The 23795-nt window shown below is 64.6% G+C and carries 26 protein-coding genes; 8 read left to right on the top strand and 18 right to left on the bottom strand.

All coding sequences use genetic code 11. The features are described 5' to 3' along the window. Positions 1-35: 35 nt before the first annotated feature. The 3 genes from AB1285_RS13900 to AB1285_RS13890 are packed head-to-tail and all read right to left on the bottom strand — an operon-like array spanning position 36 to position 2573. Positions 36-833, bottom strand: coding sequence for an ABC transporter permease (locus AB1285_RS13900; protein WP_017201954.1), 798 nt, complete (start codon positions 831-833; stop codon positions 36-38). Next, positions 830-1867, bottom strand: a complete 1038-nt coding sequence (locus AB1285_RS13895) for an ABC transporter ATP-binding protein (protein ID WP_017201953.1) — start codon at positions 1865-1867, stop codon at positions 830-832. The genes AB1285_RS13900 and AB1285_RS13895 overlap by 4 nt, the downstream gene beginning before the upstream one ends. Continuing rightward, positions 1860-2573, bottom strand: coding sequence for an ABC transporter permease (locus AB1285_RS13890; protein ID WP_017201952.1), 714 nt, complete (start codon positions 2571-2573; stop codon positions 1860-1862). The genes AB1285_RS13895 and AB1285_RS13890 overlap by 8 nt, the downstream gene beginning before the upstream one ends. Before the next feature lie 69 nt (positions 2574-2642). Between AB1285_RS13890 and AB1285_RS13885 the strand changes: the two genes are divergently transcribed. Next, positions 2643-3491: an IclR family transcriptional regulator gene (locus tag AB1285_RS13885; RefSeq protein ID WP_017201951.1), complete on the top strand. Its 849-nt coding sequence runs from the start codon at positions 2643-2645 to the stop codon at positions 3489-3491. Between the two features lie 143 nt (positions 3492-3634). On the opposite strand, the gene AB1285_RS13880 is transcribed toward AB1285_RS13885, so the two are convergent. Beyond that, a complete protein-coding gene (locus AB1285_RS13880; protein WP_017201950.1) occupies positions 3635-4042 on the bottom strand; it encodes a low molecular weight phosphatase family protein in 408 nt (135 codons plus the stop codon). Between the two features lie 91 nt (positions 4043-4133). Between AB1285_RS13880 and trxB the strand changes: the two genes are divergently transcribed. From trxB to AB1285_RS13855, 5 genes are read left to right on the top strand one after another with little or no spacing between them, the layout of a single operon-like run. Continuing rightward, entirely contained in the window at positions 4134-5108 is a 975-nt protein-coding gene (gene trxB, locus AB1285_RS13875; protein WP_151460105.1) for a thioredoxin-disulfide reductase, read from the top strand. After that, positions 5105-5431, top strand: a complete 327-nt coding sequence (gene trxA, locus AB1285_RS13870; RefSeq protein ID WP_017201948.1) for a thioredoxin — start codon at positions 5105-5107, stop codon at positions 5429-5431. The genes trxB and trxA overlap by 4 nt, the downstream gene beginning before the upstream one ends. Then, a complete protein-coding gene (gene arsB / locus AB1285_RS13865; RefSeq protein ID WP_026049682.1) occupies positions 5428-6519 on the top strand; it encodes an ACR3 family arsenite efflux transporter in 1092 nt (363 codons plus the stop codon). Before trxA ends, arsB begins: the two co-directional genes overlap by 4 nt. A 2-nt stretch (positions 6520-6521) precedes the next feature. Then, positions 6522-7517, top strand: a complete 996-nt coding sequence (locus AB1285_RS13860; RefSeq protein ID WP_270366658.1) for a metalloregulator ArsR/SmtB family transcription factor — start codon at positions 6522-6524, stop codon at positions 7515-7517. A 28-nt stretch (positions 7518-7545) separates the two neighbouring features. Next, positions 7546-7953: an arsenate reductase ArsC gene (locus tag AB1285_RS13855; RefSeq protein WP_017201945.1), complete on the top strand. Its 408-nt coding sequence runs from the start codon at positions 7546-7548 to the stop codon at positions 7951-7953. Between the two features lie 194 nt (positions 7954-8147). Here AB1285_RS13855 and AB1285_RS13850 read toward each other — a convergent pair whose 3' ends face one another. From AB1285_RS13850 to AB1285_RS13785, 14 genes are all read right to left on the bottom strand, one after another. Then, positions 8148-10475 carry a zinc-ribbon domain-containing protein gene (locus AB1285_RS13850; protein WP_192576810.1) on the bottom strand — a complete coding sequence of 776 codons (2328 nt, stop codon included), beginning with the start codon at positions 10473-10475 and terminating at the stop codon, positions 8148-8150. Beyond that, positions 10472-11515, bottom strand: coding sequence for a TniB family NTP-binding protein (locus AB1285_RS13845; protein WP_017201943.1), 1044 nt, complete (start codon positions 11513-11515; stop codon positions 10472-10474). Before AB1285_RS13845 ends, AB1285_RS13850 begins: the two co-directional genes overlap by 4 nt. Beyond that, a complete protein-coding gene (locus AB1285_RS13840; RefSeq protein ID WP_029264081.1) occupies positions 11512-13548 on the bottom strand; it encodes a Mu transposase C-terminal domain-containing protein in 2037 nt (678 codons plus the stop codon). Before AB1285_RS13840 ends, AB1285_RS13845 begins: the two co-directional genes overlap by 4 nt. Continuing rightward, a complete protein-coding gene (locus AB1285_RS13835) occupies positions 13538-14365 on the bottom strand; it encodes a TnsA-like heteromeric transposase endonuclease subunit (protein ID WP_164743619.1) in 828 nt (275 codons plus the stop codon). The genes AB1285_RS13840 and AB1285_RS13835 overlap by 11 nt, the downstream gene beginning before the upstream one ends. A 575-nt stretch (positions 14366-14940) precedes the next feature. After that, complete coding sequence (locus AB1285_RS13830; RefSeq protein WP_017201940.1) at positions 14941-15147, bottom strand: hypothetical protein; 207 nt, start codon at positions 15145-15147, stop codon at positions 14941-14943. Between the two features lie 189 nt (positions 15148-15336). Next, a complete protein-coding gene (locus tag AB1285_RS13825) occupies positions 15337-15501 on the bottom strand; it encodes a hypothetical protein (RefSeq protein ID WP_157547053.1) in 165 nt (54 codons plus the stop codon). Then, the gene (locus AB1285_RS13820) at positions 15498-16307 is read right to left on the bottom strand and encodes an RNA polymerase sigma factor (RefSeq protein ID WP_029264083.1); all 810 of its coding nucleotides are present in this window, start codon (positions 16305-16307) and stop codon (positions 15498-15500) included. The genes AB1285_RS13825 and AB1285_RS13820 overlap by 4 nt, the downstream gene beginning before the upstream one ends. 324 nt (positions 16308-16631) lie before the next feature. Continuing rightward, the gene (locus AB1285_RS13815) at positions 16632-16886 is read right to left on the bottom strand and encodes a hypothetical protein (protein ID WP_081859903.1); all 255 of its coding nucleotides are present in this window, start codon (positions 16884-16886) and stop codon (positions 16632-16634) included. A gap of 420 nt (positions 16887-17306) precedes the next feature. Further along, positions 17307-18152, bottom strand: a complete 846-nt coding sequence (locus AB1285_RS13810) for a F510_1955 family glycosylhydrolase (protein ID WP_029264085.1) — start codon at positions 18150-18152, stop codon at positions 17307-17309. A 144-nt stretch (positions 18153-18296) separates the two neighbouring features. Beyond that, positions 18297-18893, bottom strand: coding sequence for a DUF305 domain-containing protein (locus tag AB1285_RS13805; RefSeq protein WP_026049681.1), 597 nt, complete (start codon positions 18891-18893; stop codon positions 18297-18299). Between the two features lie 86 nt (positions 18894-18979). Then, positions 18980-19420, bottom strand: coding sequence for a DUF6153 family protein (locus AB1285_RS13800; RefSeq protein WP_042538298.1), 441 nt, complete (start codon positions 19418-19420; stop codon positions 18980-18982). 47 nt (positions 19421-19467) lie between these two features. Beyond that, the gene (locus AB1285_RS13795; protein ID WP_270366652.1) at positions 19468-21615 is read right to left on the bottom strand and encodes a heavy metal translocating P-type ATPase; all 2148 of its coding nucleotides are present in this window, start codon (positions 21613-21615) and stop codon (positions 19468-19470) included. A gap of 55 nt (positions 21616-21670) precedes the next feature. Continuing rightward, complete coding sequence (locus AB1285_RS13790) at positions 21671-21994, bottom strand: heavy-metal-associated domain-containing protein (RefSeq protein WP_017201932.1); 324 nt, start codon at positions 21992-21994, stop codon at positions 21671-21673. A 32-nt stretch (positions 21995-22026) separates the two neighbouring features. Further along, a complete protein-coding gene (locus AB1285_RS13785; RefSeq protein WP_026049679.1) occupies positions 22027-22308 on the bottom strand; it encodes a metal-sensitive transcriptional regulator in 282 nt (93 codons plus the stop codon). 161 nt (positions 22309-22469) lie between these two features. Between AB1285_RS13785 and AB1285_RS13780 the strand changes: the two genes are divergently transcribed. Next, positions 22470-23036 (top strand): TlpA family protein disulfide reductase, encoded by a 567-nt coding sequence (locus AB1285_RS13780; protein WP_017201930.1) that lies wholly within the window; start codon positions 22470-22472, stop codon positions 23034-23036. Next, a complete protein-coding gene (locus AB1285_RS13775) occupies positions 23033-23794 on the top strand; it encodes a cytochrome c biogenesis CcdA family protein (protein WP_017201929.1) in 762 nt (253 codons plus the stop codon). The genes AB1285_RS13780 and AB1285_RS13775 overlap by 4 nt, the downstream gene beginning before the upstream one ends. Position 23795 lies beyond the last annotated feature (1 nt).

The following is a 23795-nucleotide window of genomic DNA, read 5'->3' as shown; positions in this document are numbered from 1 at the left end:
GCTGTGCATGTGAATTAGTGGTGGAGTGGTGGTGCTCAGAGGCCCTTGGGTCGAACGATGTCCTCCACGACGCCGGCGGCCCAGTCGATGAGCACGGCGATCGAGGCGACGAGGATCGCTCCGACGACGAGAACGGGATAGCGCTGCAGCTTCAGGCCGTTGATGATCATGTCGCCGAGACCGCCGGCGTTGATGAAGGTCGCGACCGTGGCCACACCGACCGCGAAGACGAGCGCGGTGCGGAGTCCCGCGAGGATCACGGGCGAGGCGAGCGGCAGCTCCACTCGGCGCAGAACCTGTGACGGGGTCATGCCCATGCCCCGGGCCGACTCGCGGATGCTGGGATCGACCTGGGCGAGGCCCGCGATCGTGTTCTGCAGCACGGGCAGGAAGGAGTAGATCACGAGTGCGAGCAGTGCCGTCGTGAATCCCGTCTGCCAGACGATTGCGAGCAGGATCACGACGCCGATCGCCGGCGTCGCCTGACCGATGTTCGCGATGCCGATCACGACGCCGCGGAACACCTTCGATCGGGAGCGGCTCACCGCGATGCCGGCGGGGATCGCCAGCACAGCCACGAGCACGGAGGCGATGATCGACAGCACGAGGTGCTCGCCGATGCGGGCCGTGATGTAGTCGGCGTTGAGCGTGCGCTGCTCGATCGAGTCGAGGTCGAGGCTCGACACCCACACGTAGGTGAGCACCAGCACGACCGCGACGACGATGAGCGGCATCAGGCGGCGCAGCAGCACGGGCATGCCGCGTCGGGGCGCGGACTGCGTGCGCAGCATCGTGGTCGCGGAGGGCACGACCTGGGGGCCGGTCACGGTCACGCCTCCTCGGCGCGACGCGCGGGGCCTTCGGAGCCCAGCGCTGCCGAGATGGCCGCCTGGTCGATCGAGCCGACGACCGCCCCGGCGCGGGTGACGTTGACGCGCGCGGCGCCGGTCAGCACCAGGGTGTCGAGGGCCTCGCGCAGCGAGGAGTGCTCGTCGACCGTGACGGCCGGGGCTGCGGCATCCGCGGATCCGATTCGCGCGTCCGTCACCGGGATCAGAGCGAGACGCTTCAGGGCGGCCCCCTCGCCGATGAACGATCGTACATAGTCGTTGGCAGGCTCGGCGAGGATGCGCGCCGGAGTGTCGAACTGCTCGATCTGGCTGCGATCGCTCAGCACTGCGATGCGGTCGCCCATGCGGATCGCCTCTTCGAAATCGTGCGTCACGAAGATGATGGTCTTGCCGATGTCGGCCTGAATGCGCAGGAACTCCGCCTGCAGCTTCTCCCGCGTGATCGGGTCGGTCGCACCGAAGGGCTCGTCCATGAGCATGACGGGCGGATCGGCAGCCAGTGCCCGGGCCACTCCGACACGCTGCTGCTGCCCGCCGGAAAGCTGACGGGGGTATCGCTGTGCGAACGTGCCCGGGTCGAGCTGCACGGTGCGCAGGAGCTCGTCCACGCGCTCGGCGATACGGGCTTTGGACCAGCCGAGCAGCTTCGGCACGATCGCGATGTTCTCGGCGATCGTGAAGTGCGGGAACAGGCCGATCTGCTGGATGACGTAGCCGATGTGCCGACGCAGCTCGTTGCCGTCGAGCGACAGCACGTCATCGCCGTTGATCCGGATCGACCCGGAGGTCGGCTCGATGATGCGGTTGATCATCTTCATCGTCGTGGTCTTGCCGCAGCCGCTGGGGCCGACGAACATGATCAGCTCGCCGGGCTCTACACGCATCGAGAAGTCCTCGACGGCGGGCCTCTGCTGACCCGGGTACTGCTTGGTGATGTGGTCGAGGACGATGTCGACGCCGCCCTGCTGCGCCGCGAGGGAGGTGAGAACGCCGGTGTTCGTTGTGATGTCAGGCACGGAGACCCCTTGAGGTGGTGAGGCGGGCGACGAGCACGAGGATGCCGTCGAGGACGAGCGCGAGGATGATCACTGCGACGGTGCCCGTGAGCGCGTAGTTGAGGGCGTTCTTCGAACCGAGCGAGCTCAGGCCCTTGAAGATGTACTCGCCGAGCCCGGGGCCGGCGACGTAGGCGGCGATCGCCGCGATCCCGACCGTGAGTTGGGCGGCGACACGGATGCCGGTCATGATGACCGGCCAGGCGATCGGCAGCTGCACCGTGAAGAGGATGCGGGTGGGGCCGAGGCCCATGCCCCGCGCCGACTCGAGCACCGAGACCGGTACTTCGCGGAGTCCCACGACGGTGTTCCGCACCACCGGGAGCAGCGAGTAGAAAACGAGGGCGACGACGGTCGGCAGCCACCCGAGGCCGAGGACGGGGCTCAGGAGGGCAAGGAGGGCGAGTGACGGGATGGTGATCGCGACAGCGGCGGCCGTGAGCACGGTGGTGCGGGCGATGCGACGGTTGCGGACCAGGATGCCGAGGCCGATGCCGATAATCGCCGCGAGGACGACTGAGACGACGACGACGACGAGGTGATCGCGGGTGAGCTCAAGAATGTCGTCCGCGCGACGCGTGAGGAAGGCCATGAGGTCTTCCCAGTTGAATCCGGTCAAGAGGGCTCCTGTCTCGTCGTTGAGGCCGGTACCGGGGATGAGACTCACGGTAGCCTTTGTGGCCATTTCGTCAAAGAGCGTTGTGTATATGGCAACCGCTGACGCTACACTCTTACCGTGACCACCACCTCCGGCGGCCCTCGCCGCAATTCCTCCGGCCTCGGACGCGACATCGAGATCCTCGAGCTGCTCGGCGGCGACGAGGCGTTGCGCTCCGGCGGACTCGGCGTCTCGCAGGTGGCACAGCTCACCGGGCGGGACAAGGCGGTCGTGTCACGCACACTCGCGACGCTCGCCGAGACCGGACTCGTCGAACGCGATGAGGAGTCGCTGCGCTACCTGCTCGGGCCGCGGCTATACGCCCTGGCGGCGCACACGGCCACGTCGACGCTCGTGCACGCCTCGCGCAGCATCCTGCGACGACTTGTGCAGTCCACGCGCGAGACGAGTCACCTGTGCGTGCTGCGCGGCGGCAACGTGCTTACGCTGCTTAGCGAGCTGAGCCCGCACGACGTGCGCACGACCGGCTGGGCGGGCACCACCACGGCCGCGTGGCGCACTCCCTCGGGTCGTGCGCTGCTGAGCGACTGGGACGAGGAGTCCCTCGCACGCTGGTATGACGACCACGGGCAGGATCAGCCCCTCGTCGGCCGTTTCGACCAGGCTGACCCCTCCGGATTCCCGGTTCTGGACTCTCCCCCGCCGGGCAACTCTCCGGTGACGGATCTCGCGAGCCTGCACACCGAACTCGGCCGTATCCGCGAGCAGGGCTACGCGCTATCGGACGAGGAGCTCGAGTTCGGGGTGGTGGCAGCCTCGGCGCCGATCATCGACTTCACGGGACGTATCGTCGCAGCCGTGAACGTAAGCGCCCCGAAGGCGCGAATCGGGCACCGCCTTGAGGCGCTTGGCGCGCTCGTCTCGCGAGCTGCGCGCGAGCTGTCGACGCGTCTAGGTATGGTCTGAACTCGCCGAAGGCGACGGCCGCGACGGCCAGAGGTATTGAGGTCGATGCAAGCCTGCCATGCTCTGAGGTGTACCGCCCAGGCGGGAGTGGTGATGAAGGTTGAGCGTGCCTGCGCTGCGAGGATCTTCCTTGAGGGGCCTGGCTACTCCAACAGTCGGGCTGCCAGTGCCCGCACCTTGAGATCGACCGAATCGCGCAGGTCACGAACCGAGTCGCTGTCCACGGACCAGTCCGCAGGGTCGGGGAACTCCCACTGCACGAGCTCGCCGGAGACCGGCCCGGGTAGTTCCAAGCCCGGCTTCATCAGCACCACCACATCAGCGTTCGCGAGGTCGTCCGGGGTGACACCGCGCGGTACTGCCGCTGATGTGTCGATGCCGAGGTCGTCGAGGGTCGCGGCGACCGCGGGGTTGATCGCGGCAGCGGGGTGCACTCCGGCGCTGTCTGCGATCAGTCGATCGCCAGCATGCCGGGCCAGCAGGTGCGCGCCCAGCTGCGAGCGTCCCGCATTGTGCGTACAGATGAACAGCACGGTCTGAGGGTCTGTCACGTCATCCTTCTCTCCTCCGGCGAGACACTCGCCGGATCGTTGGTATGACACCAGGCTTGCACGTTGCATTGATAAGTGTCAATATAGACGCATGTCGATTCAAGAGGTTGAGCTAGTCATCATCGGATCCGGGCCCGCCGGGTATACGGCTGCGGTGTATGCGGCGCGGGCGGGCCTTGCCCCTGTCGTGCTTGCCGGTTCCGTCACCGCCGGCGGTGCGCTCATGACAACCACCGAGGTGGAGAACTTCCCCGGTTTCGTCGACGGTGTCCAGGGTCCGGAGTTGATGGAGTCGATGCGCGCGCAGGCTGAGCGCTTCGGTGCCCGCATCCTTCTCGACGACGCTGTCGCGGTCGACCTGGCAGGGCCGGTGAAGACGGTGCGCACCGGATCGGGTGACACGTACCTGGCGCGTGCGGTGATCCTCGCCATGGGGTCCGCGTACCGCAAGATCGGACTGGCCGACGAAGAGCGTCTCACCGGCCACGGGGTCTCCTGGTGTGCGACCTGCGACGGCTTCTTCTTCCGCGACCAGGAGATCGTCGTGGTCGGCGGTGGCGATTCGGCGATGGAGGAAGCTCTGTTCCTCACCCGGTTCGCGTCGAAGGTCACCGTGGTGCACCGCCGCGACACGTTCCGCGCCTCACAGATCATGGCGCAGCGGGTGCTCGAGCACCCGAAGATCGACGTCGCCTGGAACAGCGAAGTGGCCGGCATCCTCGGGACGGACAAGGTCGAGGCGGTCACGCTGCGCGACACGGTCTCCGGGGCGGAGCGCGAACTCTCCGTCACTGGGGTCTTCGTCGCCATCGGGCACGACCCGCGCTCCGAGCTCGTCGCGGGCTCCGTCGACACCGACGCCGACGGGTATGTGCGGGTCGTCCACCCGTCCACCCGCACCACCCTCGACGGCGTCTTCGCCGCCGGCGACCTGGTCGATCACACCTACCGGCAGGCCATCACCGCAGCCGGTACGGGCTGCGCGGCCGCCCAGGACGCCCAGCACTACCTCGCGGCCCTCACGGACACCGCGCCCGCATTCGATGCCCAGGAGGTCCTCGCATGAGTTTCCCGATCGTGGTCACCGACGCCACATTCCAGAACGAAGTCACCGACTCCGAGATCCCCGTCGTGGTGGACATCTGGGCCACCTGGTGCGGTCCGTGTAAGCAGATCGCACCGCTTCTGAACCAGCTCGCCGTCGAGTACGACGGGCGGGTCAAGATCGTGAAGCTCGACGCCGACCAGAACCCGGCCACGGTGACCGCCATCGGCGTCACCTCGATCCCCACGCTGGTCTTCTACAACCAGGGTGCGCGCGTTGACATGCTCATCGGCGCCCACGCCAAGCCCGTAATCGCAGAGAAGATGGAGGCGCTCCTCGCATGAGCACCGCAACCGCACCCACCCCCACAACGACGACCCGCCGCCTGTCGACCCTTGACCGATGGTTGCCGCTGTGGATCGGACTGGCTATGGTCGCCGGAATCCTCGTCGGCCGCTTCATCCCTGGCGTCTCCGACCTCCTCGCACACATTGAGGTTGGCGGCATCTCTGTGCCGATCGCTCTCGGCCTGCTGGTGATGATGTACCCGGTCCTCGCGAAGGTCCGCTACGACAAAGTCGCCGCTGTCACCGGCGACAAGAAGCTACTCATCTCCTCACTCGCTCTGAACTGGGTCGTCGGACCGGCACTGATGTTCGCCCTCGCCTGGGCGTTCCTTCCGGATCTCCCCGAGTACCGCACCGGCCTCATCATCGTGGGCCTGGCCCGCTGCATCGCGATGGTCGTCATCTGGAACGATCTCGCCTGCGGCGATCGGGAAGCCGCCGCCGTCCTTGTCGCCATCAACTCCGTGTTCCAGGTCATCGCCTTCTCCCTGCTCGGTTGGTTCTACCTCACCGTGCTCCCCGGATGGCTCGGACTGGACTCGCAGGGACTGGAGATCTCGGTCTGGCAGATCGCCCTCAATGTCCTCGTCTTCCTCGGCATCCCCCTGATCGCCGGCTTCGCCTCCCGCCTGATCGGGGAGCGTGCGAAGGGCCGCGACTGGTACGAAGAGAAGTTCCTTCCCAAGATCGGACCGTGGGCGCTGTACGGCCTGCTGTTCACGATTGTGTTGCTGTTCGCCCTGCAGGGCGAGCAGGTCACCAACCGGCCGTGGGATGTGGCCCGTATCGCCCTCCCGCTGTTGGCGTACTTCGCCGTGATGTGGTTCATCGGACTGTTCACCGGGAAGGCGCTCGGGCTCGGATACGCCCGATCCTCCACGCTGGCGTTCACGGCCGCGGGCAACAACTTCGAACTCGCCATCGCCGTCGCCATCGGCACCTTCGGGGCCACCTCCGGTCAGGCCCTCGCCGGCGTCGTCGGCCCACTGATCGAGGTCCCCGTGCTCGTCGGACTCGTTTACGTCTCCCTGTGGGCGGCCCGACGCTGGTTCCACACCAACCCGTACACCGCTGAAAGGATGTAGCCATGAACGTCACACTGACGACCACCGGCGACACCTGCAGTCCCGTCGCCACCCACGCGATCGGCATCGACGCTGCCACCTCGGTCGCAGCGACGCTAAAAGCGCTGTCCGACCCGCTCAGGCTGCGCATGCTGTCGGCCATCGCCTCCGATCCCCGCGGAGAATCGTGCGTGTGCGACCTGGCCGAACTGGCCGACGTCTCCCAGCCCACCGTGTCGCACCACCTGAAAGTCCTCAAAGACGTGGATGTCCTCGTCTCCGAGCGGCGTGGCACCTGGGTCTGGTACCGCATCAACCCGAACCGCCGAGGCGCGGTCACCGCTCTCCTGGACTCGTTCGCACCTGCGACCGTGAGTGAGCCGTGGAGCGTTGAGCACACGGATGCGAGCACTCGACCCGACTTCGACGCGCGCGTGACTCATCTTGCCGATGAGCTCGCCGCCGAGATTTCGGAGGTTGACGCGGACGTGGTGCTCACCATCGTCCGCGAGTCGTACACGTCCCTTGCCCGCACTGCTCGCGTCACCTCTGCATTGATCCCCTTGACCGAGAGGTTCGCCCGGCAGCGCCTCGCTGACCTCACCAGAGACCGCGTCTCTTCCGTCCCGCAGGTGCTGTTTGTGTGCGTCGCGAACGCCGGACGCTCCCAGCTCGCCGCAGCACTCGTGAATCAGATCAGCGGCGGCAAGGTCGTTGCGCGCTCCGCAGGGTCGAATCCCGCGGACGTCATCCACCCCCATGTGCGATCATTGCTCACGGACATCGAAGGTGACATTGCCGCCGATCGGTATCCCAAGCCGCTCACCGACGACGCGGTGCGCGCGGCAGATGTGGTCGTCACGATGGGCTGCGGGGACGTTTGCCCGATCATCCCCGGCGTTCGGTACGACGACTGGGCGGTGGGTGACCCCGCTCTCGCGTCTCGCGAAGGCGTCGAAGCGATCCGTGACGATATCGCCGCACGCGTCCATGTTCTCGTCGACGACCTTCTCCGCTAACCCCTCTACCGCCCATTCAGGAGCAAACATGACTGACACCACCGTCAAGCCGTCCGTCCTCTTCGTCTGCGTTCACAATGCCGGACGGTCGCAGATGGCGGCCGGGTTCCTCCGCGAGATCGCTGGCGACCGTATCGAAGTGCGCTCGGCCGGGTCCATGCCTGCGGATCAGATCAACCCCACCGCCGTCGACGCGATGCAGGAACTTGGTATCGACATCACCGCCGAGCAGCCCAAGGTCCTCACCACCGAGGCGGTGCAGGCCTCTGACGTCGTGATCACCATGGGTTGTGGCGACGCCTGCCCGTTCTTCCCCGGAAAGCGCTACGAAGACTGGAAGCTCGACGACCCCGCTGGCCAGGGCATCGACGCCGTACGGCCCATCCGCGACGATATCCGTGGTCGCATCGAACAGCTGGTGAGCGAGCTCCTCTGAGAAGCGCACGCGCTCGACAATCCGCGACGCTGACGTGAACGGCGAGTCGGCAGTGCGACCTTGGTCAGGCCTTCAGCGCTTCTCGACTCGCTCGCGTTTGGGCGAGCAGCGAACACGTGAGCCTTTGTCCTTCGTGCTCGAGGGGGTCAGCATTGCCAAGTGCGAGCTCGATGGCGTTGGAACCTGGAGTGTCGCTATTTGCGGCATTCGGGGCAGCGGGCGTGAGGCCTGCGGGTTCTGGTCTGAACTCTCGATGGCCATGTATACCCGCAGGCACAGTGCCAGGTGACTTTTCTCCCCGATCCCACGGTGACCTCGGTGGGCGAGAGGGCGTTAGAGGAGTCCCACTGCGCTGCGAGATCGGGTCGCAGGGTTGCAAGGTCGGTCTCCCCTGGGATGGGTAGCTTTCCTGTGCAGTAAGGGCAGCCGCAGCCGGACGTCCGGTTTTTGACTGTCGCGGGCCACGAGTGATTGCGGTGGCAGATCCACGACACTTTCACGTGGGAGGAGACCGTGACCTGATTCGGTGAGCAGTCGTTGCTGGGATCCCATTGCGCGGCAATATCGGGTCTGCGTGTCGCGAGGTCAGTGGCTCCCGGGATAGCGACCCGGCCGGAGCATGACGGGCAGCCTGAGCCTGCGTGTCGGTTGGCGACGGTCGCTGGCCAGGTGTGGTTTTCTGCGCACCGCCATTGGGCTTCATAGGAACTACTGACGGTCACTTCGGACGGTGTCCGGTCGTTCGCTCCTGGGGTGCGGTCCCATTCCGAAGCCAAATGAGGATCGAGAGTCCCCAAGTCATTGAACCCCGCGAGGACGACGCGATTCGCACACACGGGGCATCCCGTCTTGTCCTTCGTGCGGCCCCAGACGGGGAGCTCCCATGTGTGACTCAGCGCGCAGCGCCATACTGCGGGGTAATCCGAGCCCGCGGTGACCTCACAAGCGGACTTGGAGTTGACGCGGTCCCATTGTTCGGCGAGATGAGGGTGAGTGGTGGCGAGGTCATTGAAACCGGCGAGGGTGCGTTGATTGGAGCAGTACGGGCACCCGTGTCCTGAGCAACGGTCACCGACAGCCGCGTCCCAGCTGTGGTCGCAGTGGCCGTGCCACCAGACGACACGGTCCGATCCGGGGGTGACTGTCTCCGGAGTGATGGAGCTGTCGTTGAGTTCGTGATCCCACTCTGCTGCGAGGCCGGGGTGAAGAGTGGCTAAATCTGTTTCACCCGGTATCGCCCGGCTACCGCTGCAATAGGGGCATTTGCTTTCTTGCGTGGTGCGGGAGCGCACCTGGGCGGGCCAGGTGTGCTCGTGAGCAGTACACCTCCAGTTGATTTTCCGGGCGGAGGTGGCGCTCACGTGATGGGGGTCCCCCCGGTTGGCTCCTGGGGTAGTGTCCCATTCCGCGGCGATGTCTGGCCGCAGGGTGCCGAGATCGGTGTGTCCCGGCCAGAAGTCCATGCCGATGCAATATTCGCAGTTGGTCTCGGCAGAGCCTCGCACGTGGGGGCTTGCTTCCCAGGAGTGCCCCTCCTCGCACAACCACCACGCTTTGTGAGAGACATCGACTCCGGACCAGGGGTCGCGGGTGGGCGGGTTGCGATCCCAGTCCCATTCGGAGATGGCTTTCGGGTGGCGGAGGATCCACAGCGGGTAGTTGGCGGTGGTGTCGAGGATGCGGGGGACGTCGACGGTGTCGAGGGCGGCTTCCAGGGGGCGGAATTTCGTGGGGATGGTGTGGCGGCGGAGGGGGCGGAGCCAGAGAATCACGCGTTCGACGAGGATGTCGCTGTTGGTGAGGCCCAACGTTGCGGTGATGTCGAGTCGTAGATCTGCCGCCGACTGAGTGCGCCATCGTGCGCAGTGTGCACGATTGGACAAGATCTGCAGAACGCGCACCGTCGCGCGGTACAGATGTGCGCGGCGATCGATCTCGCGTACCGCGCTCATCAAGCACGGATTCTGCCCGGTCTCTGCGTTCTGGGCGGAGAGCGTTTCGTTGTCGCGCACCATGGCCCACACTTGACCGTGCAGTTGTGTGGTGACCCGACCAGTGGCGACGAGTCGACGGAAGGAGAGTTCCGCGTTCCGAAGCGTGGGATCGAAGGGAACGATCACCTGGGTATCGGGTTCGGTTCCGGGACCGACCCACACCATCTGCCTCGGGTGTCGGAGACAGAAGTTTTCCCGATCGTGGGGAATTTGCTCGATCGTCTCCCCGGCACTGCATAGGCGGCACAGGAAGCGCTGCGGGTAGGCCCGTGTGGAGTCCGGTTGCGCTAGACGCTTCATGCGGAGGTAATGACCGGCTGGGCGCCCTGCCGTCGCCTCGACCGTCCGAGCGGCCGCTTCGTCGTCGATCCAGACGCGGTGGATGTTCGGTTGCGCTCGGCTGGTCAGTGCCCTCTCGGCGAAGTCGAACGGTACTCCTGCGGCGCGGCATTGCCGCTGCGCGTAGGAGCGTGGCGTCTCAAGATGATGCCACTTGGGTCGTTTCGCCCACGCCTGCGTGCTGATCATGCGGCGTCCACCAGGTCGTCCAGGGTGACGTTGTGTGTGTTGAGCGTGGTGCGCCGGAGAGTATCGAGAACCCCGAAGAGTCGCTCGCGGGTTACGGTCTCCGAGGTGCGCGATTCGTCGCGCAAGATGGACGCGACGAGGCGGTCCACGATCATCGCGAGAACGGCGAGTTTCCCGTCGGCGGCGTGGACTAGCGTGCCGGCGTTGCGGGTGAGAAGGCCGTGGGCGTGCCCGCATAGTGGTAGGAAGCTGTCGAAGGTGGCGACCCATTTGATCCATTGTTCGAAGTCCTCTTGGACGGCGGGGTCGATCTTGTCGAGTGTGACGAAGTCACATCGTGCGCTGACTTGCAGGCCGTCGCCCGTCTTGAAGGCTTGGTCGAGATTGATTCCAACCAGGACGACGGTCGCACAAGACTCGTTCTGGAGGGCTTTGATGACACTGGAGGGTTCAGTCCCGCCGAGCTTGTGCGCTTCGTCAATCACGAGCAGCTTCGTGCCGTGACGGTGGAGGGCCTCGACGGCAAGCTTCCTCAGCCTGTCGGTGGCGATCTGTTTGGGGAGAACGATGGTGGGGGCGAGAAACTCCACGATCTGGGCAAGGAGAGCTTTTCCGGTCGAGTGTTCGGTCATCTCCACCCAGACGACCGGTGCGTCTCCGTCTCTGAGGTAGTCGGGGTGTTGGGCTGCGTGTCTGCGTTCTACGGATCGAGCCAACAGGAGAGCGAGCTCTGTCTTGCCGGAGAACATCGGCGCGGATATCATCAGCCCGCGCCGCGAGTTCTTCAGCCGAGGGTTGATCCGGATGAGGTCCTCCAGAATGCGAGCGCAGACCGCTTGCTCGCGTGTCTTCACCCTCAGCGTCAGCCGGAGAAAGTCTTCGCGAGCTTGGTCGTATAGCTCTCGAGCTTCACTGTCCAGATCTCTGTACTGACGGAAGGTGATCTTCGGCGGGGATGCGGGCTCGGCGTCGAATGCTTCTCGAAGCCCTGCAAGGCTGGTCTTGCGGTCATGGTGGAGGACGAGTGGGGTGATCTTCATGAATCAAGCTCCTCTGCTTGCGCGAGATCTATGTCGGGGGATGTCCAATCGATGGTGCTGATGTCGACGGGTTTGGCCCATTGCCGTAGTGGGATCGGTGTCGTTGTCGAGGGGCCTGGTTCACGTTGCGCTTCGACCTTGAGGCGCTGTTGCTCCCGTTTGTGCTGGGTGCGCTTCCGTTTGTCTCCTCGTTCGCGACTTTCGACGTGGTCGATCCACTCGCGGCGGCGGTCGGGATCGTCGATTGCGGCGTCGGGGTATCGGGCAAGGAGTTTCATGTCGATCTCGGCGACCATCGGTGCTGTCTTCTCCCGCAGAGCGATGTCCCAGCACTCGATCCACACACCGGTTTCTGGGTGACGCACCCAGACGGCATTGGCGTTGTAGGGGTCGAAGCTCACTGGGAATTTCCTGGCTTTCGCGGATCCCGGTTCAGCGCCCGTGAGGGAGCGATTGCGGAGATCTTCCAGGTGGGATGAGTCGTAGCGGCGATTGTGGAGTTCGATCCCTGCACGACCGATCATGCGCCGTTCCGTGGGCAAGAGCGCGAGGTACTCCTCAACTCCGAAAGGCACCGGGACGCCGGGTCCTACAGCGAACAGTTCGGTGTACATCTGATTCGGGGTGAAGATGCGCCCTGGGGAGCTCGTCGACTTCAAGCCACGGTGAGGCCTGTTCAGGTAGATGTTCGTTATCCAGCTGTCGAGGATGAGGCGAAGCGAATCCAGGGTGAGGGTGGGGTCGTCTTTGGCGGCCCGATGGGCGACGGAGTTCCCCACGAAACCGGCCAGCCATGCGGCGAAGTCTGTCGAGAGGGTGCCGAAGTTGCGCTCTACGTGTGGCTTTACCGTCGGCGTTCTGGAGGGGGCAAGTTCCCTGTGGATTCCGTACGCGCTGCAGGCATCTCTGAACGTGCGGGACCGAAAATCTGCTCCGCCGTCGATAGTGATCGATCGCGGGAAGATCCACGGGAGGGCCAGAGAATCGTCAGTGAGGTAGGGGTTCACCTGCTTCATCAGGTCAGAAGGCAACGTGGCTGATCCCGCGAGGGTGGCTGCTCCCGAACCAGGTACGGCTTTGCGCCCGATGACAGCCCGGGCGAGCAGGAGTGCATGGTCGAATCCGCCAGGGCTGTCCGCGTGAATCGCCCAAGCGAGCGGTACCCGGCTTGCGACATCGAGAAGCACGGTGAGTGTCGGCCGGAACTCACTGTTCTCATCCCAGACGAGAACGTCGAGTTTCGTTGAATCGATCTCGCATCGCTCCCCAAGTTGATAGGCAGCCCCGGAGTAGTACTGACGCTTGGGGCTGTTATCGGTGTTTCGCCGGGTGGTCGCTTTGTCGAAGCTGTAACGGCCGGCCGCCCGCTCGTTGATGTAGCCCTGGAGGGTGCGAGCCTTGATCTCGCATAGAGGATCGCCCGGGTAAGTGGTCTCGAGCTCTCGCCTCACCAAGACAGCGCACCGGCGTTTGCTGCTCGTCGACTTGTCCGTTTGGCGATCGAGGAATCGATCGATGATCGTCACCAGCCGTGCATCTGCCCGGCTGATGGAGAGTCGCTGCTCGCCCTTGCGATGCATGCGGGCATTCAGCCCGGCTGCACCGTCTTGCTGGTACGTCTTCCACAGGAGGTGAAAGGTGCTGCGCGCTCGCCCAAGTGACGTGCCTTTTAGCTCGAGCAGCTTCGCGTCAACGCGTGCGTTCTGAGTTGTCAGCGCAGGGTCGTATTGTGCCCGAGAAGCGGAGGCCAACGGATCCATCGGCCTGCCCGTGAACGCCTCAAGGAGATGGGCTTCCATATCGCATACGTCGGTCGGCCATGCATCCCCGTCCGGTCGAAGAGATACGCTGCGATCCCGTTGGGCTGTTCCGGCCTGGAGCAGGAACTCGTCTACGGACATGATCAGGTGTCGATCGGGCGCGTGTTCAGAGCGGAGCTTCACCTCCAGGCCAGGAATGATGTGGACCCAGACCCAGCTCTCGCCGTCAATCTCGAAAGAGTCTCCGAGCTTCAGTTTGCGTTCATCGGACACTGATCGCGTCCGTTCTCTCCCGATGTGCGGTAGTCAGTAGCGTGTTGCTATTGAATACGGACGACAAGTCGAGCGCGAGAAGTCTGCGCCAGGCGAGGTTGTCAACCCATGCGCACGCTAGAAGCGGGCAATCTGGAGACGCCAGCTCACACAACTCCCGGCGTGTTTTGCCCTGAGTAGCTGCGTCGAGGATCTTGTCCTCGATGTCCGCCGACGGCCTGCAACGGTCATGACGCGACGCCGACAACCATTCGACCACGCGAGTCGCATGGACGCTGTGACCGGAGAGCACCTCGTAGTGCCAGCCGAGCGTTGCCGACAGCCGTGCGGTTTCATCGAACTGCAGTTGCACGGACTCGTCGATGCGTTCCTTCGGCTTCACATCTCGGACGGCGTAGGAGCCGTCCGACATCTGCAACAAGAAATCCGGCACGTGCCAATGACCGGCCATCGGTGAGCGGACGCCGAACACCACGCCAAACGGCTGCGACCACACCCTTTCGACCTGTCCGGCAAAATCGAGCCACATCAACTCGTCGCGCTCGAACTGAGACTCACACCACACGTGGCTGCGGGTGCGACTCCAGAAGTACTCAGATCCTGTGAAGAAGTGGCTGGCGCCCTTCGATACTCGAACCTTCATGGGGTCGATGACAGACCAATCCAAACGGCCGAGACTTCGGTCGACCGGTGCGAACGAGGTGTTGTTCGCATAGCCAGTCTCCGAACGATGATCACGCGGCACCCAGTGCAGCTCCGACTCTTTCGAGAACCGTCGACGAGCGATCATCCGTGCGATCTCAGCTGGCTTCATCATCACTCCCGGAGGGAGGCGGAGTGCCGGTAGGCACATCTTCGTCGCCTGCGCCCAGGATCAGCCCGGTCGGCTTCGACGGGCTTCCGACACACCGGCGCGGACCGGATATCGTTCGATCTGATCTCGAGTGGCCCGACGTGAAGCGAGAACCGCATCGTTGGTCGCCCGATGTCACTCGGGACTCCACCGGCTTCCGTCGCAAGGTCTAGGCAACGCAAGGCCAGACTTGAACGAACGAGGGGAAAGCTCCCCCACTAGCCTTCGGGTGAACAGTACTCGCCGCCGGCTTCCGGTGAACATTGCCGGCTCCGGCGCTGCGGCAGACATTGAGATGCCGGTCGGCGTTGCCGTCCCGGGCGCTCACGCCTTGGCGTCCGCGGAGACCGTTGCGGACCCCGACCTCGTGAGACTGACCATCCCGCTCCCCCAGTGCAGGACCCGTCCCGCACGAGATGCTCGACGGGAACCTCGTCATCGACAAGGTGAACTACTGACCGCCACCGACGGGGTTCTGGAGGCCCTCGACTTACACAACGAGGGCCTGCACGTGTGCACGTGCAGGCCCTCAGGTTCGATTAGACGCGCTGGCTGATCGTGCCGCCCGGGTTGCGGTTGGCGGTCGATTCGGTGACGAACCGGCCCGACGACGCGGAGCGGTGCACCGTGGTCGAGTTGCTCGTGCCGGAACCGACACGTTCGGTGGTGGTCTTTCCGGGCCAGCGGGCCGCAGCGGCCTTGGAGACGAAACGACCGGTGGATGCAGAGCGACGAACGGTTCCCATGGGAACTCCTTCACTGATTGGTGCCGGGGTGCCATGAGATGGAGCGCCGCTAGTCTGCGGCTGCCAACTCCGGTACAGTCAGTGCTCTGGATGAGACCTGACCTTCTCAGGGCTTGTGAGCCGTCCCGTTACCGCGGGGCGGCTCTTTTCCGTTGTGATCCCGACATCTCGGTATATGTCCGCCGCTGGTCACTTCCCCTCGCGGCCTCTCAACTGCTTCGATTGAGTCTTGCCCGTCATCGATCGCGAGACGAGCGACTGCGCTTTGTTGGCGGAAACGGTTCGGCGTGCCGCCTTCGCGTTCTGGGTCCCGAAGGACGAGCGCTCGATCTTGCCTCGAAATTCACTGCTCATGCGGACTCCCGGTTCTGTCGTACTTGCTGACGTGCGCGCGCGATCGCCGACTCCACCGCTTTCGCGGTCATGCCAAGCTTCTCGCCGATCTCCGCGTGCGTGAAGCCATGCGTCACGTTCAGATAAAAGGCTGAGCGGACACGCTCGTCCTTGATGCTCCCGAATGCACGACGCAGCTCGTCCTTGATGTGCGCCGCCTCGCTCGCGTCGGGAGCAGCCGACGTCGACGGACCCTCCTCGAAGTCGTCGGCCCAGGCCGCTGCGGGCGGCGGAGCCTGCGGCTCCGCATATGAACGCAGCTCTTCTCGACGCCAACGCTTGTAGACGTTGCTGAACTGCAGAAGGCACTGGCCCACGAAGAACGTGCGCAGGGAAGCTCCCTTGGCGGGGTCCCACTTGCCCGGGACGAGCACCTTGTCTCGGAACGCGGTGAGGGCGAGCACGATCGTCTCATCCGCCAGGCTCTCGGCCTCTTCGATCATCGAGCCCGGGCGGGGCTCAGGCTCCAGTGCGCCGAAGCCTTTTCGCTTCACCTCGCCACGAATCTGCCCTTTGTAGATCCACCCGCGGATGACAGCCCACCCGTACTTCGCGATCTCATTCGCGAACAGATCGTAGTTCCGGCCACGGTATCCGCTGGCCTGGAGTGCGGTCGCGAGTTCGCGGTCTCCAGCGAGCCGGTCGAAACGTTCCTCGGCGCGATCGCGGTCTGCCTCGGCCAGCCAGGCCTGATCCGTTGCCCACGCGATGAGAGTAGGAACGCCATCGGGGGACGAATGCCCTTCGGGCTCGTCGTTACCGGTCATAGCGTTCCCTCACGATCCTGGTCAGCTCATAGTCACCACGATCCCTCATATGTCCGACATTGCAGACTTCCCCTCGCCTCTCGCAAGAAAATGTTGAGCAACCTCACGGTTCGGTGCCGCCCGCCGTACACGATCGTTTGCGGCGTGGTTTCGCATTCGGTTCTACTGGTGGTGCCGCAAGCGAGGCCTCGGACCCATCTCCGCTTTCCAAAATCTCCCGCTGAAGACGCGAGTGAGCACAGCAGGAGGGAGCGTGCAGCAGACGACCCGCCGAAAACGATCGTTTCCGGCGAGTTCGCGTCGCCCGTCATCGTGCGCCCGCCGTTAACGTTCGCCGGTATCTGCTTTCGGCAGACGTTTCCGGCGTTCAGGTAGCGGGTCTCGCTCGTCGTCCGCCGATGCGAGTTGGCGAGGATGGTTTCGTTCCGCGCGGAGTTGTTGCTCGATCTTGGCGTGTGCTTTTCGTTCGTTGCGGTCGGCTCTGATGATGGACCGCAGGACGAACCAGAATGCTGCGACGACGGCGATCGTGGGGATGACGGACCAAAAGGCGTTGGTCCAGTAGTCATTGAGATTCATCCGCGCCTCCCGGGGGTTCACGCAGCACGAGCGCCAGTCCGACGATCGCGAGGATGAACGCTGTTTCGTAGCTTCCGAGCGTGTATGCCCAGAGTGACCGTTGGTCTGGAACGGTTGTGTCGATGAGGAGATGAGTTGCGATCAGTGCGACGGCGGCCAGGAGAAGGAAGGCCCCGATACGTACGAGGCGATCGTGACGCCGCTGTGGGGACATGTGGCTGGTGCGCGTGGGAACGTGTGCTCGTGGACGGTGCCGAGCTGGGTGCAGGTGGCGGGTCATCTGAATATGGCTCCGATGAGGTAGAAGCTCGCAAGGGCGAGAAGCAGGGCGAGGACTGTGGCGCACGCGATGAAGACGGATATGCGTCGGAAGGGATTGCGGCGGGGGACCATGGGTGGCCGTTCTGGTGGTGGCGTTCTCTACCGGGCGGGGGCGAGGATGGTTGTGTCGTCGGCTGTGATCTGGACGATGCCGCGGTCGTCGACAACGATGAAGCGTTCGTCATCGATCGCGGTGAAGGCCTGAGCGGCCCCTTGAAGCGGGTCGAGGCGTTGCCATGTTCCTTCGGTGTTCTGTGACCAGAGGGCACCGTCGGTTCCGACTCCTGCGAGCGAGCCATTGGGTTTGGCGTCGAGTGTGTAGAGCAGCGGGGCGTCGGCGACGGGGGTGAAGGTGGCGCCGTTGTCGGTGCTGAGGAGCAGTCCTTCTTCCGCGGCGGCGTAGAGACCGTCGCCGGTGGCGGCGAGGTCTGCCGCGGCAAGTGTTGCGCCGCGGGTCCATTCGAGACCGTCGTCAGTGCTGATGAGCAGATCGACGCCATCGGAGGCGATCCCGTAGAGAGTGCCGTCTGGTCCGGCGGTGAGGACATGGAAGTCCGTACTGCCAGTGAGGGCGATCGGTGACCACGATTCGCCGAAGTCGTCACTACGAATGACACCTAGGTTCGGGGAGCCGAGCTCTGCGGGTGTCTGTGTGCCCGGGTGACCGGATGCGAAGAGGGCGTCGTCGAGGACGGTAAAGCCCATCGCATCGAAATCGTGGCCTCCGATGGGACCGGCGATCGCACCTTCAGGAGTGAGGGTGAAGAGTCCTCCGTGGGTGGCTATGAAGAGGTCCTCACCGCGGGGGTCAGCGGCAACACCGTGAATGTGTTGGATAACGGGGGGGACCGCGTTGGTGCCGGAGGCCTGCGGCACGGCGCAGCCGGTGAGGGCGACGGCTGCGAGAGCGATCGCGAAAGCGGGTAGGGGCGAGTGGCGGTTCATGAGACTCCGACGTGAAGAAATGCATGCAGGTGCGCGAGCGGTACGCGAATGAGAGTCGCGACATGGCACCAGCGCGGTGGCGTGGGTTACTGCGAGAAGGCCAGTTCGGGGGTGCGGGCGAGCGCCGCACCCCCGGAACGTAGATCAGAGTGTGTCGAGGAGGTCTTTCATCGTGGCGATCTCCGTGGTCTGTGCCTCGATGATCGTCTCGGCCAGGGCGACCGCGTCACTGTTCTGGCCGTTGTCGACTTCGTCTTGGGCCATTTCGACGGCACCCTGGTGGTGCTCGATCATCTGCTCGAGGAACAGACGGCTGGCGTCCGCCCCGGTGGCATCTTCGAGGGCCTGCATGTCGTCGTCGGACATCATGCCGCCGCCGTGGTCCATGCCTTCCATGTTGGAGGTATCAGCGCCCCACTCTTCGAGCCACTGCTCCATCTTCTGGATTTCGGGGCCCTGCGCTGCCTTGATCTCTTCCGCGAGGGCGGCGACGCGCTCGTTGACGCCGTCCTTGCTGAGGAGCATGTCAGACATCTCGATGGCCTGAGCGTGGTGCTCCTTCATCATGCTGGCGAACATGATGTCGGCGTCATTGGCGTCCGCCGACGCCGGGGCGGAGCTGCTGCTCTCGTGATTCATGCCGGGCATATCGCCTCCGCCGGAGGTGTTTCCAGCGCAGCCGGCAAGGGCGAGCACAGCAGTGAGAGTGAGTGCGGCGGTCGCCGCAAAACGGGTCTTCATGATGGTTCTCTCCAAGAGTCGATGATGGTGCCCAGCGAGACAGGCTGGGCGAGGGGGCGTTGCCCATAGAACGGGCATGCCAGCCATCAGGTGCGACTGATGCAGAGAACGGTGAGAGACGGCGGCCGCAGCGGGTACAGCGCGCCGCGAAGCGCAAAACGTGAAAGGAGCGGACCAGGGGTTTCGGTGAGTGAGCGCCACCAGGCGGGCGGCCGGGTGACCAGCACTACGGCGATGAGGAGCGCGAGAACGCAGGCCATCCACGACATGCCGTGATCGTCAGAGCACGTCGCACAGCCCGTCTCATCCATCGCTGCAGCTTCGCCTGAGGCGTGTGCGGGGTGAGCGTCGGCATGCGCGGGTGCGACCGCGATGGTTTCGCTGTGCCCGGAGGGCATGGTGTGCGTGTTCATCGAGTGCATCGCCAGAAGCCCGAAGATCACGGAAAAGGCGACGGCGACGACGGTCAGGAGGGTGCGGGTGAGGGTGCGCTGGTCATGCACGCGCCGTGCGATCGTCGTCAACACTGTCCCACCTCCCTTTCTTCCAGGGTACGTCGCCGCCGCCCATGCGCCTACTTGTCGACGACGGCGTCCGGGCTGAGGTTCAGCCGTCGCAGCAACTGCGCATTCAGCGCGACAACGATCGTGGATAGTGACATCAACACTGCACCGACCGACATCGGCAACACGAGCCCGACGGGGGCGAGCGCACCGGCAGCCAACGGCACCGAGAGAAGGTTGTACCCGGCGGCCCACCAGAGGTTCTGTTTCATCTTCCGGTAACTGGCCCGCGACAGCTCAATCACGGAGATCACCGACCGGGGGTCGTCGCTGGCGAGGATGACCCCCGCAGACGCGATTGCGACATCGGTTCCCGCCCCGATCGCAATACCGACGTCCGCCTGCGCCAGCGCGGGGGCATCGTTCACCCCGTCACCAACCATGGCGACCTTTCGACCTTCGCCCTGAAGCTCTTTCACCTTCGACGCTTTGTCCTCGGGGCGTACCCCGGCGAAGTACCGGTCGATGCCGAGTTCGCCCGCCACGGAGGCGGCGACCGCGTCCGCATCACCGGTGATCATGACCACCTGCACACTGCTCTCATGGAGCGCGTCGACCGCATGGCGCGACTCCGAGCGGATCTCATCCGCCAGACGCAGCGCGCCCACAACCTGACCGTGGACGAGCACGTGAAGGATGATCGCACCCTCGTTCCGCCACTCGTCAGCAACGGGCAGCTCCTGCGCATTCTCCTGCTCGAGCATGTACGGGCCACCGACCTGCACGACACGTCCGTCAACGCGGGCACGCACCCCGACAGCGGGGGATGACTCGAAGTCGGTTGAGCGTGGAACGGTGAGCGTCTTCTCTTTTGCCGCGTTGACGATCGCGCGGGCGAGGGGGTGCTCGGAGTCTGCTTCCGCCGCGGCCGCCCACGCCAACAGCTGATCGGCGTCGGTCCCCGTGACGGGGTTGATGGCGGTCACCGCGGGGGTGCCCTTGGTGAGCGTGCCCGTCTTGTCGAACAGAACAGTGTCGACGGTGCGCATGCTCTCCAGCGCGAGACGATCCTTGATGAGCACGCCCCCGCGGGCGGCGCGCTCGGTCGCGATCGACACGACCAGCGGGATCGCCAGGCCCAGCGCGTGCGGGCAGGCGATCACCAGCACCGTGATGGTGCGGATGACGGCGGCGTCGGGTAGGCCAACAACCGTCCAGACGATCGCGGTGATCGCTGCGGCGCCGAGCGCGAACCAGAACAGCCACCCTGCGGCCTTGTCCGCGAGCCGCTGCGCCCGAGACGACGAACTCTGCGCCTCGGTGACCAGCTTCTGAATCCCCGCGAGAGCGGTGTCCTCACCGATGGCCGTGATCTCCACCCGCACTCCGGAATCCGTGGCGACGGTACCGGCAATGACCGGGTCGCCATCGCTGCGGCGCACCGGCCGGGATTCTCCGGTGATCATCGACTCGTCCATGCTGGCCGATCCCTGAACGATGCGCCCATCGGCGGGGACCCGCCCGCCCGGACGCACGACCACGACATCGCCTACCTGCAAGTCCGAGGGCGCGACCGTTACGGTCGTATCGCCGTCGACCTTTTCTGCCTCGTCAGGCAGCAACGCCGCTAAGGAATCCAAGGCCGATGTCGTCTGCGCGAGCGAGCGCATCTCGATCCAGTGACCAAGCAGCATGATCACGATCAGCAGCGCCAGCTCCCACCAGAAATCCAACTCGTGGTGCAGCATGCCGAGGCTCGCACCCCAGGACGCCAGGAATGCCACGGTGATCGCAAGGGCGATCAGCAGCATCATCCCGGGCTTGCGTGCACGGAGCTCGCTCACGGCACCCGTGAGGAACGGGGCCCCGCCCCACACATACATCACGGTCCCGAGAACCGGGGACACCCAACCCACCCACGCGGCGTCGGGCAATGGGTACCCGAGCAGCATCGAGAACATCATCGAGAACCCAACCACAGGGGCCGCGAGGACCAGCATGATCCAGAACAACCGCCGGAACTGACCGACATGATCGCCGTGACCGCCGTGACCGCCGTGACCGCCGTGACCGCCGTGACCGCCGCGGCTCGTGTGACCAGCGTGCTCTGGGGGAGCACCGTGGTCGTGGCTCATCGCCGTGTGGTCATGCTCCGTTGTCGGCACGCTGCCGTGATCCTGATGCGCAGTGTGTTCGTGGTGCTGGTCATGCTGGCTCATCGGAAACTCCTTGCTCGGATGCACCCGGATCAGCCGGGCGCAAACGGATAGCGACTCAGATCGGGGAGGTTGCGAGGGTGTAGCCGGCCTCTTCAACCGCAGCCCGTACAGCCGTGGGATCGATAGGGGCGGCGCTGTGGACAATCACGCGGGATGCCCCGCCGGCATTCAGGTCGACCGTGACACCGTCGACACCATCGATGGCGTTCAGCTCATCGCTGACGCTGGAGGCGCAATGCGAGCATGTCATCCCCGCAACCAAGATCTCGGCCGAGACCGGGGCCGCGACAGGCGCGGATGCGTCAACGGATGAAGGGGCAGCGCAGCATGCGCACCCCGCATTCGCGTCCTTCAAGCCGAGTTCGATGCGATCAGTCATGATGTGCTCCTTCGAGTAGACAGACGTAGTAGTTATGAACGGACGAGACGAGCGATCGCTTCGTTGGCCTCGCGGACCTTCGCCGCAGCCACCTCGCCTCCCTCAGCACTTGCCTGAGCGACACAATGAGCGAGATGGTCACTGAGTAGCGACAACGCCACCGTCTCGAGGGCCTTCGTCGCCGCAGACACCTGCGTCAAGATATCGATGCAGTACTTGTCCTCATCAACCATTCGTGCGATACCTCGCACCTGACCCTCTACCCGGCTCAACCGCTTACGCAGATCAGCCTTGTTGCTCTCGTAGCCGTTCACTCCCAAAAAGATACCCCCTAGGGGTATATAACACAATGCATGCGAGTCTATTCCCGGTCGGGAAGTGTCCGAGGCAAAGGTGACGCATAGGTGATCTGTGTAAGGTTCGAAATATGCGTCGAAGACCCCGCTTTCGTGCCGTTCGTGGCGCGGTCGGGGCCATGCTCGCTGTGTCCGTGATCGGTCTGAGCGGGTGTGCGCCGGATCCGGTCAGCGATTCCTTCCTCAAGGGTGAGAACACCGGGTATGTGGCCGCTGGCGGCGCGATCGTCGAGATCCCGATCGACGAGCGGAGCGAACCGGTCGACTTCAGCGGCATCACTGAAACTGGTGATGATTTCGACAGCGCAGACAACGCCGGCAAGGTCACGGTGGTGAACTTCTGGTACGCCGGGTGCGCGCCGTGCCGCATCGAGGCGAAGGATCTCGAAAGCGTCTGGCAAGAATACGGCGGCGAGGATGTAGCTTTCATCGGCATCAATACCCGCGACCAGGCCGACACTGCCCAGGCTTTCTCTCACGAGTTCGGCATCACCTACCCGAGCCTGATCGACGTGAACACGGCCGAGGCGAAACTCGCTTTCTCCGAGGTCGTGCCGATCCAGGCGACGCCGACGACTCTCGTGCTCGACAGGCAGGGCCGTGTCGCCGCCCGCATCATCGGACCCATCGACGGCACCTCGATCCTCTCGACGCTCGTCAAGGACGCTCTGGCGGAGACACCGTGAACGCCGACACCATCATCGGGTCCGGTGCGCTCTGGCTCGCAGTCCCCGTCGCGATGCTCGCTGGCCTCGTGTCGTTCTTGTCGCCCTGCGTGCTCCCGCTGGTCCCCGGCTACCTCGGCTTCCTTGGCGGGGTGGTCGCGCCGGACTCGAAGGGTCGCGCGACGAACGCAGTCGCGCCCCAGCGCCGTCAGCTCGTAGTCGGCGTACTGCTGTTCATCCTCGGCTTCAGCGTCGTCTTCGTTCTCATCACCGCGCTGGGCGGCACGGCCGGCGTGTTCTTCCTACGCTGGGGCGACCTGGTCACACGCATCCTCGGAGTCGTCATCATCCTGATGGGGCTCGTCTTTCTCGGGTTGTTCAATTTCGCCCAGCGGGAGGTCCGCTTCCACGTCGGCTCCCGGGCCGGAATCGCAGGGGCGCCGCTACTTGGAGTGGCACTTGGTATCGGCTGGGCACCGTGCATGGGTCCGACGCTTGCCGCGATCATCGCGCTTTCGTTCAATGCTGGCGACCCTGTCCGTGCCGGCTTCCTCGGCCTCGCGTATTCGCTCGGCCTCGGCATCCCGTTCCTGTTGGTCGCATTCGGGTTCGGTTGGGCGGCGAAGACGGTCGAGTTCCTCCGTCGTCACATCCGGGTGGTGAACGTATGCGGAGGCATACTGCTGATCGTCCTCGGAATCCTGATGGTGACAGGGCTGTGGACCGACATCATGTCGCGGCTGACGGCGGTGATGGGTAGCGTCATTCTCCCTCTCTGAG

The organism is Microbacterium sp. NRRL B-14842 (assembly GCF_050470785.1).
This window is presented reverse-complemented; position numbering and strand designations above follow the sequence as displayed.